The organism is Hymenobacter psychrophilus, from assembly GCF_900107135.1.
Taxonomy (GTDB): domain Bacteria; phylum Bacteroidota; class Bacteroidia; order Cytophagales; family Hymenobacteraceae; genus Hymenobacter; species Hymenobacter psychrophilus.
Genome location: NZ_FNOV01000011.1, coordinates 129744 through 140841, shown reverse-complemented (window position 1 = coordinate 140841; position 11098 = coordinate 129744). Strand labels below are relative to the sequence as shown.

Genomic DNA, 11098 nt, shown 5'->3' with positions numbered 1-11098 from the left:
CCGTTCGAACGCCTCAACCGGGCGCTAACTGCAGCCAACGGCGGGCGGCACGTCTGCTTGCCGCAAGTACCCAAAAGCCCCGCGCGCTTGCTTAAGGCAGTTTCCTGGTCGCACTTTATGCGCCGGCTTTAGCATCGGTTCCTAACCTGCACTCCCCTCATGCCGTAGTAAAGTATGGCAGGTGGCCGTTTACATCCCGGTCGGCCTGCTGATACTTATGAGCGATACTCCCAATAAAGACAAGCAGAACAACGAGCCCAATAAAATAGCCGTGCCAAAGGAAGGTGACCCGCTTTTCACGCTGCACCACGCCCAGGCCGAAGCGGCCGTTGCCGCAAAAAACAACGATGATACCAGCTCCGTTACCAACGAGTACATGACGGAGGAGCAGCAGCAAAACGTAGACGAAGCCATGGTGCCGCGCGACAGCCAGGGCTTTATCCGGGGTGTGAATGAGCCCGGTATCATCGGCTCCAATGCCGGTGACCATAATTAATTCCGCTGGGCCTGCCATATAAGCAGCAGGTTTTCAGTAAAAACAGCGGCCTGCCTGATAGCGAAAAAGCTATTGGGCAGGCCGCTGTTTTTACTGAAAATCCACCTCGGACACCAAATATCAGCGACAAAAAAACCAACTTGGAGTACCGCTAAAAACGCACCGACAGGCCGCCGCCACCGCCGAAGCGGTTGTCGTAGCTGCCCATAAGCGAGAAGTTGCGGGAGAGCATATACTCCAGCCCAGTGTTCCAAACCACTTCCCTGGTAAAGCTGCGGTTGTTTTCCAGCTTGTTTACCCAGCCAAAATCAGCTTGGTACTCATAGTAGCCAAACGCCAGCAGGCGCGGGAAAATCATGACCTGGCGGCCCAGGCTCAGGCGGGGGCGCAGCTTATTATCTATGCGGGCGTCGAGGTTGAACAGGTAGGGCGTGAGGAAGCGCAGGCCGGCAACGGCCGTAGTAGAGGTTTCGGTCCTCATTCTGCCGGGGCCCTGCTCGTTGGGCGCCGGTGCGGCCCGGCGGCGCGTGTTCTCCACGTTCACGCCCCCAAACACGCGCAGGTAGTCGTAGAGGTAACGCTCGTAGGTGGCCTCGGTTTCCATGTTGCGGTTCCAGCCGTACTCCACGCTCAGGTTGAACTGGTTGCGGATGTCGGACGATACCAGGTTCAGGCTGCTCATATGCGAGGCCACGCCGAGCCGGCCCCAGGTGTAGTAGCGGTTGGTTTCGGCCAGCAGATTGCTCACCGGATAGCCTTTCAGGCGTGGGTCGCGCGGGGTGTCGTAGCTCACAATGCGGGCCATACCGCCCATCATGTGGTACAGGATGTGGCAGTGCAGAAACCAGTCGCCGTACTCGTTGCCCAGTACCTCAATCGTGACCTGCTGCATGGGCGGCACGTTCACGGTGTGCTTGAGGGGGGAGTACGCGCCGTTTTCGTTGATGACGCGAAAGAAATGCCCGTGCAGGTGCATGGGGTGGTGCATCATCGTCAGGTTGTTGTAGGTGATGCGCGTAACCTGGTTGCTGCGAATCGGGATTTTATCGGCCGACGACAACGGCACGCCGTTCATGCTCCAGATGTAGCGCTGCATGTTGCCGGTGAGGTTGAGCAGGATTTCGCGCACGGGCAGACTGTCGGCGTAGGCCGTTTTCTGCGGAGCGCGCAGGTAATCGTAACCGTACTCCGAAAACATATCCATGCCGCCCGTGTCCATGCCAGCCATCGACTTACCGTCGGCCATCTGCATGCCGTTCATGGGCGTTCTGTGCCCGGCGTGGGCCGTATCGGCGGGCATTTTCATCCCCTCCACCCTCTTGGTATCCTTCAACTGCATACCGGCCATATCGGGCTTGGGCTGCGCGGGCTGGCCGTTCATCTTTGTGCCGTCCATCGTGTTGCTGGCCCCCATCTGCCTACCGCTCATTTTGCCGTCTTTTCCCTGCTTCTCCATCGGCATACCCCAGTTGGCTTTCATCTGCTGAGGATCGACGTGGTTGGGGCGGAACTTAAGGGCGGGGGCGCCCATGCGCATGTCCATTCTGGCCATTTGCTGCATGAGCCCGATTTTGTCGGGCCGGGGCAGCACCGGGGCGGCCAGTACCGGGCCCGTGCCCAGGTAGGCCGAGGTGGTGCCGGAGCCGTCCTGGGCCATGGCCCGGAATTCCAGCTGCCCGTTGGCCGGCACGGTCACCAGGAAATCGTAGGTTTCGGCTACCGCAATAAAGGTTTTGTTGTGCTTCACCGGCACTACGTCCTGGCCGTCGGCGGCCACCAGCAGCGGATTCTCCCCCCCGAACGTCATCCAGAACTGGGAGGAAGCCGAGCCGTTGATGATGCGCAGCCGGACCCGCTCGCCGGCCTTGAAATCGGGGTAGCGCTGCACCGCCTGCCCGTTCACCAGGAAAGCGTCGTAGTAGATATCGGCAATATCGAAGCCTTCCATGCGCTGCTTCCAGAAGTTGAGCTGCGCCCCGAAGGCCCCGCGGGCCACCACGCGGTTGAGTGGCGTGGCCGTACCCTTGCGGATGTTGTACCACTCGGTGCCCCGCTTGAGGAAGCGCAGCACGTTTTCAGGCTTCTGGTTGGTCCAGTCCGAGAGCACCAGCACCAGGTCCTTATCGTAGGGCAGGCGCTCCTTTTGGGGCTCGATAACAATGGCGCCATACACGCCGCTCTGCTCCTGCAGCATGGTGTGCGAGTGGTACCAATAGGTGCCCGATTGCTTGAGCGGAAACGCGTATTTCTGCGTCTGGCCCGGCCTGATGGGGGGCGTAGTCAGGTAGGGCACACCGTCGTAGAAGTTGGGCAGCAGCAGCCCGTGCCAGTGCACCGACGTTTCCACGTCCATCTCATTCTTCACGTAAATCACGGCGTAACCGCCCTCCTTAAAGCGGATGCTGGGGCCGGGAATACCGCCGTTTACAGTCATGCCCACCACGGTTTTGCCCGCCTTGCTCACCGGCCCCTGCCGAATAGTGAGGTTGTACACGGTCGTATCGGTCTGGGCCCGGGCCGGCTGGCCAACCAGGAGCCACAGACCTATTAACGCCAGTATTTTACGTAAAGTAGAAGTCATTTTGAAAGTGGTAGGATTAGCAGGAAAGCGCGCTGTGTACTGAGCCGATGGCGGCCCGGCAACGTGGTTGCGCACCACGGTAAGCCGCTCACCAGGTTGCCGGGCCCGACGAACCAGTTGTCGTACAGCAAGGCGGCTGGTTACTGTGCCGCCCGCTCCTGTTTCAGCCGCGCCAGCATCTGCTGCATCTGCTTGATTTCGCGCTCCTGCGCCTCGATAATATCATCAGCCAACTGGCGAACTTCGGGGTCTTGGATATCCGCGCGCTTGCTGACCATGATGGCAATGGAATGGTGCGGAATCATGGCTTTCATCCACAGAGTGTCGCCGATAAAGGTTTGGGAGCGCACCATAACGGTAACCACCACAAACACCACCAGACTGCCGCCCATAATCAGGGCATTCCGGCGCTTGTCGGGGTACATGCTCCACATGAAGCCCATCATAATCAGGGTCATCGGCACCAGCATCAGCAGGGCCATGTACAGGCGGGTCATGCTGAAGTAGACGTGGTCCAACTCGTACACGTTCAGGTACATGACCACATACATGGCGACCAGGGAGACGGCCATCATCAGAAAAAAGCGGGAGTAGGGGTTTTTGTGCTCCATAAAGGGAAGTAGATTAGGGGGAAAAAGAGGCAAAAAATGAAAGCGGCGCCCTGCTTAACAGCATGCTCCGCGGCGTGGCCATGCTCCAGGGTCAGGGTGTAGCCAAGAAACTGGCTGAGCAGGCAGGCTCAGGTAACGGTAAGCCCCACCACAACAGTAAATTCTGACGGGTGGTATTCATACGAGCGAACGAGGGGATACATCTATTTAACGGCTCTGTCGAGGCATGGATTGGTCATTATTTCCGCTGGCTGTTGCATAATTTTGGGCCCGCTTCAACGCACCTGACCCGGGCTGTAAACGAGAAACGCCCGGTAGTGCCGGGCGTTTCTGGTGCGTTGGGCAGGCTAAGCCGCCTGAATTCGGAAGCCGGCTTCTTCCACGATTCGCACTATCTGCCCGGCCGTGAGCTGGGCAGAGTTGACGGTGAGAATCTTGTCGGGGTTGGCAGTATCTACCTGCCAGTTACCGGCTCCGGCTTCCTGGTTGAGCATGGGCGTAACGGCCTTGATGCAGCCGCCGCAGTTGATGTTAGTTTTGAATTGCAGGGTTTTCATGACGAATAAAGCAAGGAGGACCAACAGTGACCCGTGTAAATAGAACAAGCAACGCCCCAACTGGGTGCTACTAAAAAGTGTAGTATTGTGCTGCTGGCTTGCATAATTTCCGTGTCGGACACCTCATGTCCTGCCATCCTGTTTTAAGGTGTTTGCCCGGCAGCTGGCACTACTTGGGCCTCCGGGCTCCGGGCGGCTCCTGCAGCGGTGGAAAGCAGCCGCTGTTGGTAAACTGGTGGAGCCCGCAGCAGGAGCCGCCGGAACTGCCCGGCAAAGAACGCAGCGAGTAGCGTCGGGCAGATGGAAGAGGGCGGCCATTGTGGCCAGAGCTCGACGCACAGGGCGGGTGTCAAATTATGCAACTCTGCGGCCGGATTCGGCAACAACTTCGGCTGCAGTAAGCCGTTTCTTTGTAAGAGTGGTAGTAACTCCTGGCCAAACGGCTAACAAGGCTACTAACCTGCATTTAACATTATTGCTCATGGAACCCGCCACCAAAACTGAAACCCTCGACATCGAAGGCATGACCTGCGCCTCCTGCGCGTCGGCCGTGGAAAAGTCGCTGAGCCGGGCCCCGGGCGTACAGAGCGCCATGGTCAATTTCGCCACCGAGAAAGCCACCGTACACTACCTGCCCGGCCAGGCCAGCCCCGCCACCCTCAAGGAAGCCGTGGTGAATGCCGGCTACAGCGTAATGGAGCGCGCGCCCGATACCAGTGCCGCCGAGCGCAGCGACGAAATCGACCGCCAGAAGGCCCTGGCTTACCAGAAGCTCAAGCGCCGCTTCTGGGTGGCGGCGGGCCTGGCCCTCATTATTATGCCGCTGAGTATGCTCATGCTCTGGCCGGCCCTGATGGCGCGGGTGAATATGCCCCTGCTCAATTACGCCCTACTGCTGCTCACGCTGCCCGTGCTGGCTTACAGCGGGCGGGAATTCTACGTGTCGGCCTGGAATGGCTTCAAGCACCGGTCGGCCAACATGGACACGCTCATTGCCGTGGGCACCGGCGCGGCGTTTCTTTACAGCCTGGCGGCTACCGTGGTGCCGGATTTCTTCACCAGCCGAGGCCTGATGCCGGAGGTGTACTACGACACCACGGCCACCATCATCGCCCTGATTCTGCTGGGCAAGGTGCTGGAGCTGCGCGCCAAAACCCAAACCTCGGCCGCCATGCGCAGCCTGATTGGCTTGCAGGCCAAAACAGCCCGCGTGGTGCGCCCCGACGGCCAGGAAGTGGATGTGCCCATCGCGCAGGTGCAGCTCGGCGACATTGTGCTGGTGCGCCCCGGCGAAAAAGTGGCCACCGACGGCCGCATCACCGCCGGGCAGTCGGCCGTGGATGAAGCCATGCTCACCGGCGAAAGCCTGCCCGTGGAGAAAAAAACCGGCGACCCCGTATTCGGGGCCACGCTCAACAAAACCGGCTCCTTCCGCTTCGAAGTAACCAAAGTGGGGGCCGACACCATGCTGTCGCAGATTGTGAAGCTGGTGGAAGACGCCCAGGGCAGCCGCGCCCCCATTCAGCGGCTGGCCGACAAGGTCAGCGCCATCTTCGTGCCCACGGTGGTGGTTATTGCCATTCTCACGTTCGTGCTCTGGTTTGATCTGGCCCCGGCTGATACGCGCCTACCGCTGGCGCTGGTCAACTTCGTGGCCGTGCTCATCATTGCCTGCCCCTGTGCGCTGGGGCTGGCCACGCCCACGGCCATTATGGTCAGTACCGGCAAGGGTGCCGAGCATGGGGTATTGATTCGCAACGCCGAAGCATTGGAAAAAGCCTACCAGGTAAACACTGTGCTACTGGATAAAACCGGCACCATTACCAAGGGCGAGCCGGCCGTGACGGACTTTCTGGCCCCCGGCCAGGACGGCCCGCGCCTGCTGCAGCTGGTAGCCGCCCTGGAGCGCCAGAGCGAGCACCCGCTGGCCGAGGCCGTAGTGCGCCACGCCGACGCCCAGGGCAGCAGCAGCCTGACCGCCACCGGCTTCCGGGCCGTGGAGGGCAAAGGCGCCGCCGCCACCGTCGAGGGCCAGGCCGTACTCATCGGCAACCGCCGCCTGCTCAGTGACGCGGGCATCGACCTTTCGCCCGAGCTAACGGCGCAGGCCGAAGAGCTGCTGGGCCAGGCCAAAACCGTGCTCTACGTGGCCGTGGCCGGGCAAGCCGTAGCCCTGCTGGGCGTGGCCGATACGGTGCGCGATACCTCCGTGGCCGCCATTAAAGAGTTACAGGCCCTGGGCATTGAGGTGGTGATGATGACCGGCGACAACCCCCAGACCGCCGCCCAAGTGGCCGGGCAGGTAGGCATCACGCGCTACTTTGCCGAGGTGTTGCCGGCCGATAAGGCCGGCAAGGTGAAGGAGTTGCAGGCCGAGGGCCGCATCGTGGCCATGGTCGGCGACGGCATCAACGATGCGCCCGCGCTGGCCCAGGCCGATATCGGCCTGGCTATTGGCTCGGGTACCGATGTGGCAATGGAAGCGGCCGGCATTACGCTCATGCGCTCCGACCTGCACGGTGTGGTTACGGCCATCGAGCTGAGCCGTCAGACCATCCGCACCATCAAGCAGAACCTGTTTTTCGCCTTCGTCTATAACTCGCTGGGCATTCCCGTGGCGGCCGGGCTGCTCTATCCCTTCTTCGGCATCCTGCTCTCGCCCATGCTGGCCGCCGCCGCCATGGCCCTCAGTTCGGTTTCGGTGCTCACTAATTCGTTGCGCCTGCGCTCTTTCAACAACCACTAGCCCTCACCTATCATGGATACTTCTCAAATCATCGTTACCATCGTGGGCCTGGGCCTGGCGGCTTTTGTTGTGTGGTACTTCTTCTTCTCGGCCCGCCAGACGGCCAGCGCCGTTTCTTCATCAAGCGGCGTGCAGGAAGTGGATATCACCGTGAAAGGCGGCTACTCGCCCGACATCATCGAGGTGGAACGCGGCAAACCCGTGCAGCTGAGCTTCTACCGCGACGAGGAAAACAGCTGCTCGGAAGAGCTGCTGATGCCTGATTTCAGCATCCGCCGCGACCTGCCGGCTTTCAAAACGACACTGGTGGAGCTGCTGCCCGAAAAGGCGGGCACGTTTACGTTCACCTGCGGCATGGGCATGCTGCGCGGCAGTCTGGTAGTGAAATAATGATGCGCCCGATGAAAGCCGACCTCAGCATTGCCCATGTGCTGCCGCCGCCCGGCGCGCACCGGCTGCTGATCAAAAATATAGTCTGCCCCCAGTGCATCCGGGTGGTAGGCGAAGAGTTGGCGGCTCTGGGCCTGCAGGTGCATCGCGTGGCCCTGGGCGAAGCCGACGTATCGGTGCCCGCCGGCGCGGCCCCCGACTGGGCCGCCATCCGGAGCCGCCTGCAGGATGCGGGCTTCGAGCTGCTGGAAGACCCGCGCGACCAGCTGGTGGACCGCATCAAAACGCTGCTGGTGGCCCTGATTCACTACCCGCCGCCCGGCCCGCGCCTGCTCAACTACTCCGATTATCTGGTCGAGCACCTGGAGAAGGACTACCACTATCTTTCCCACTTGTTCTCCGCTTCCGAAGGCCTGACGATTGAGAAATTCACCATCCGCCAGAAAGTGGAGCGGGCCAAGGAACTGATTGGTTACGGCGAGCTGAACATCGCCCAGGTGGCCCAGCAGCTGGGCTACAGCAGCCCGGCGCACCTCTCGCGGCAGTTCCGGCAGGTAACGGGCCTCACGCCTACCGGTTTTCAGCGGCTCGGCCCGGCCTCCAATGCCCGCCGCAGCCTGGATTCGCTGATTTAAAGGCGCTTTGGGGAATCAGAAGTGGTAAAGTAGCGCCGTTTTTAAGGTCAGGCAGTTACCTTGTCGGCTGCCTTCTCCAGCAGATTCCCCGCCAATAGCTTCCATGGGCCGGAATTTGCGCTGACCTTTGTGCCTCATTTTCCAAGCGCCGGCCGTGACGAATGCAACCCTGCAAGAAGAGAAGGAATACCTCGAAGAAATAAAGCTGCAGCTGACGCTGGCCGTCCGGCGGGTCGATAACTCCGTCAAGCAGTTTTCCGAGGAGCTCCGGGAGAAAAAGGAGTACATCCACGAGCACCAGTCGGGCATGGATGAGGCCGATATGGTAGCGGCCGGCCAGTCCATCAACCGCATGGCCTTTACGGGCGAGGCCGCCGTTACCCGCAAGCGCAAGCTGCTCAAGCTGGCGCAGTCGCCGTACTTTGGTCGCCTCGATTTTGCCCTGCCCGGCAAAGCGGCCGCGCCGTTTTACATCGGCATCTATTCCTTCTACGACGAGCAGCGGCGCGCCAACCTGATCTACGACTGGCGCGCCCCCGTCTCGTCCATGTTCTATGATTTTGAGTTGGGGGAGGCCTTTTATGCAACGCCCTCGGGCAAAGTGCGCGGCACCATCGGGCTCAAGCGCCAGTACCGCATCCGCGACGGCCGCCTGGAGTTTATGCTCGACAGCGACATCAACATCCACGACGATGTGCTGCAGCGCGAGCTGGCCAAATCGTCCGACGACAAGCTCAAAAACATTGTCGCCACTATTCAGCGCGACCAGAACGCGGTTATCCGCAACGAGGATGCCTCGGTCATGGTCATTCAGGGCGTGGCCGGCTCGGGCAAAACCTCGATTGCCCTGCACCGTATCGCCTTCCTGCTCTACCGCTACCGCGAAACCATTTCGGCCAACGACATCCTGATCATCTCGCCCAACAAGGTTTTTGCCGACTACATTTCCAACGTGTTGCCCGAGCTGGGGGAAGAGCATATTCCGGAGCTGGTGATGGAGGAGCTGGCGGCCGATCTGCTCGGAAATCAGTTTCAGTTCCAGACCTTTTTTGAGCAGGTATCGGCCCTGCTGGACCGACACGAACCGGCCTTTATTGAGCGCATCCGCTTCAAATCGTCGTTTGATTTCCTGAGTCAGCTCAACCAGTACCTGCTGCACATCGAGAACAGCTACCTCACCTTTAAAGAGTTACGGGTGGGCAGTATCGTGGTTCCGCCGGCCGTTATCGAGCAGAAGTTCCGGGCTTACCACCGGGTTCCGCTGCTCAAGCGCTTTGATTTGGTTGCGCAGGATGTGCGCGACTACGTGCGCCACGCCGCCGGCCGCAAGCTCAGCGGGCGCGAGAAATCCACGATCAGCGAGGCCATGGGCCGGCTGTTCCGGCTCCGCAGCGTGCTCGACATCTACCGCGACTTTTACCGCTGGATTGGCCGGCCCGAGCTGCTGCGGCTGGAACAGGGCGCGAAACTGGAGTACGCTGATGTGTTTGCCCTGATTTACCTGCGCATCCGGCTGGAGGGCGTGAGTGCCTACGCGCACGTAAAGCACCTGCTGGTAGATGAAATGCAGGACTATACGCCCGTACAGTATGCCGTGCTCTCGCGCCTGTTTTCCTGCCGCAAAACCATTCTGGGCGATGTGAGCCAGACGGTGAACCCCTACAGCGCCTCCTCGGCCGAAACGATTGAGCGGGTTTTCCCCCAGGCCGACGTGGTGCGGCTCTACCGCAGCTACCGCTCGACAGTGGAGATTACCGCCTTTACGCAGCGCATCACGCCCAATCCCCACATCATTCCGCTCGAACGGCACGGGCCACCACCGGCCATCGTGCGCTGCAACGGTCTCGAGGAGGAGTTGGAAACGGTTCGGCAGCTAACCAGCGCCTTCCGAAGCTCGGGCAATCATTCGCTGGGCATCATCTGCAAAACCCAGCGGCAGGCCGAGCAGGCCTTTGAGGCGCTCCAGGCCCCCGATGTTTACCTGCTCACCGACGAGTCCTCGTCCTTCAAGGAAGGTATTATTATCACTACGGCCCATCTGGCCAAAGGCCTCGAGTTTGATGAAGTGCTGGTGCCCTTCGCCAGCACCCGCACCTACAAAACGGAAGTTGATAAGAGCATGCTGTACGTAGCCTGCACCCGGGCCATGCACCAGCTCACACTCACGCATACGGGCGAACTGACCGGTTTTTTATCACAGCAAAACGTAGCTGAGCCGGCTTGATATAGCTCAGCAAGCCAACGCGGTCCTATCCCGTCGAACCCAACTCACCACTTCTCCCCTACCCTACTGAGCGTTTAGCGGCTCTTCACCCGCCCCCAGACTATCCGGCCACGGCAGCCGGTAACTGGTTTTCAGCAGCACCTGTGATGCCGCCGCCTGCGAGCTAAATGCTGGCCAGATCGGAAACTGATGAAAATATGAGCATTAATCCCCTCGTCAATCCGTCGAGCACAAGGGCTAAGCCAACCTTCTACCTTTTATGTTACCCGAAGCCATTGTCGGCAACTCCTGCCGTCATTTGGGGCTTTTGACCAAAAGACACTCACCTGGCCCGAAAATTGGTCGCACCTTTGCGCTTCGTTCTGCTGTTTATGCCTCGTTTGCTGGCCCATTTGCTGTTGCTGCTTTATGCCGGAGTTTTCCTGCATTGCCAGCCGCTGCCCACCCGGGCCGCTGCAACCGCAACCCGTTACGGCACCCAGCAGCAATCTTCGCGTAACGGGCTCTGCAAAAAGAAGCTGCAGTTGGTACAGGCCAACCCGCAGGCCAACTACGGCCAGGCAGCCAAAGTGAAGCTGCCGCTGGATTTACCTTTCGAGGGCAACTTCGCGGCCGTGTATTTCGGGCTACTGCTCCCGGCCGACGAACTCACCACTGCTCCCGCCTGGGGCCCCAATGCCGGCCCCGAGCAGGTTTTTGTCAACCACCCCAACAAGGCTCCGCCCCTCCGCTTTTCTTAGGAAAAAGCGACGTGGAGCCGGGTATTATTCCCGGTTAGCCGCCCCCACTTGTTGGGTGCAGTAGCCGGTTTTTTTATGCCCAGGCAGCCGTAGCCCAACCAGAGCAGGCCCATGGTGC

At 60.2% G+C, this 11098-nt stretch carries 9 protein-coding genes; 6 read left to right on the top strand and 3 right to left on the bottom strand.

The genetic code is table 11. The features are described from left to right. The first annotated feature begins 217 nt into the window (after positions 1–217). Positions 218–496 (top strand): hypothetical protein, encoded by a 279-nt coding sequence (locus BLW21_RS16575; RefSeq protein WP_092742074.1) that lies wholly within the window; start codon positions 218–220, stop codon positions 494–496. A 151-nt stretch (positions 497–647) separates the two neighbouring features. Here the strand turns inward: BLW21_RS16575 and BLW21_RS16570 are convergent, their stop codons facing one another. The 3 genes from BLW21_RS16570 to BLW21_RS16560 form a co-directional block, all read right to left on the bottom strand. Further along, complete coding sequence (locus BLW21_RS16570; protein WP_092742072.1) at positions 648–3077, bottom strand: multicopper oxidase domain-containing protein; 2430 nt, start codon at positions 3075–3077, stop codon at positions 648–650. Between the two features lie 140 nt (positions 3078–3217). Further along, complete coding sequence (locus BLW21_RS16565; protein WP_092742070.1) at positions 3218–3688, bottom strand: DUF305 domain-containing protein; 471 nt, start codon at positions 3686–3688, stop codon at positions 3218–3220. Positions 3689–4035: 347 nt separating this feature from the next. Further along, positions 4036–4245 (bottom strand): heavy-metal-associated domain-containing protein, encoded by a 210-nt coding sequence (locus BLW21_RS16560; RefSeq protein WP_092742068.1) that lies wholly within the window; start codon positions 4243–4245, stop codon positions 4036–4038. Positions 4246–4726: 481 nt separating this feature from the next. Here BLW21_RS16560 and BLW21_RS16555 point away from each other — a divergent pair, with 481 nt between their 5' ends. From BLW21_RS16555 to BLW21_RS16535, 5 genes are all read left to right on the top strand, one after another. After that, positions 4727–6991, top strand: a complete 2265-nt coding sequence (locus BLW21_RS16555; protein WP_092742066.1) for a heavy metal translocating P-type ATPase — start codon at positions 4727–4729, stop codon at positions 6989–6991. Positions 6992–7003: 12 nt separating this feature from the next. Beyond that, the gene (locus tag BLW21_RS16550; protein ID WP_092742064.1) at positions 7004–7381 is read left to right on the top strand and encodes a cupredoxin domain-containing protein; all 378 of its coding nucleotides are present in this window, start codon (positions 7004–7006) and stop codon (positions 7379–7381) included. An 11-nt stretch (positions 7382–7392) separates the two neighbouring features. Beyond that, positions 7393–8016 (top strand): helix-turn-helix domain-containing protein, encoded by a 624-nt coding sequence (locus BLW21_RS16545; RefSeq protein WP_175471014.1) that lies wholly within the window; start codon positions 7393–7395, stop codon positions 8014–8016. A gap of 154 nt (positions 8017–8170) precedes the next feature. Continuing rightward, positions 8171–10240, top strand: a complete 2070-nt coding sequence (locus BLW21_RS16540) for a HelD family protein (RefSeq protein ID WP_092742145.1) — start codon at positions 8171–8173, stop codon at positions 10238–10240. 371 nt (positions 10241–10611) lie between these two features. Beyond that, positions 10612–10980: a hypothetical protein gene (locus tag BLW21_RS16535; protein ID WP_139255263.1), complete on the top strand. Its 369-nt coding sequence runs from the start codon at positions 10612–10614 to the stop codon at positions 10978–10980. Positions 10981–11098 lie beyond the last annotated feature (118 nt).

Excerpts from the sequence above, each read along its gene's own strand:
- BLW21_RS16570 (WP_092742072.1), bottom strand. The coding sequence starts at position 3,077 with ATGACTTCTACTTTACGTAAAATACTGGCGTTAATAGGTCTGTGGCTC.
- BLW21_RS16545 (WP_175471014.1), top strand. The coding sequence starts at position 7,393 with ATGAAAGCCGACCTCAGCATTGCCCATGTGCTGCCGCCGCCCGGCGCG.
- BLW21_RS16575 (WP_092742074.1), top strand. The coding sequence starts at position 218 with ATGAGCGATACTCCCAATAAAGACAAGCAGAACAACGAGCCCAATAAA.
- BLW21_RS16560 (WP_092742068.1), bottom strand. The coding sequence starts at position 4,245 with ATGAAAACCCTGCAATTCAAAACTAACATCAACTGCGGCGGCTGCATC.
- BLW21_RS16535 (WP_139255263.1), top strand. The coding sequence starts at position 10,612 with ATGCCTCGTTTGCTGGCCCATTTGCTGTTGCTGCTTTATGCCGGAGTT.
- BLW21_RS16555 (WP_092742066.1), top strand. The coding sequence starts at position 4,727 with ATGGAACCCGCCACCAAAACTGAAACCCTCGACATCGAAGGCATGACC.
- BLW21_RS16565 (WP_092742070.1), bottom strand. The coding sequence starts at position 3,688 with ATGGAGCACAAAAACCCCTACTCCCGCTTTTTTCTGATGATGGCCGTC.
- BLW21_RS16550 (WP_092742064.1), top strand. The coding sequence starts at position 7,004 with ATGGATACTTCTCAAATCATCGTTACCATCGTGGGCCTGGGCCTGGCG.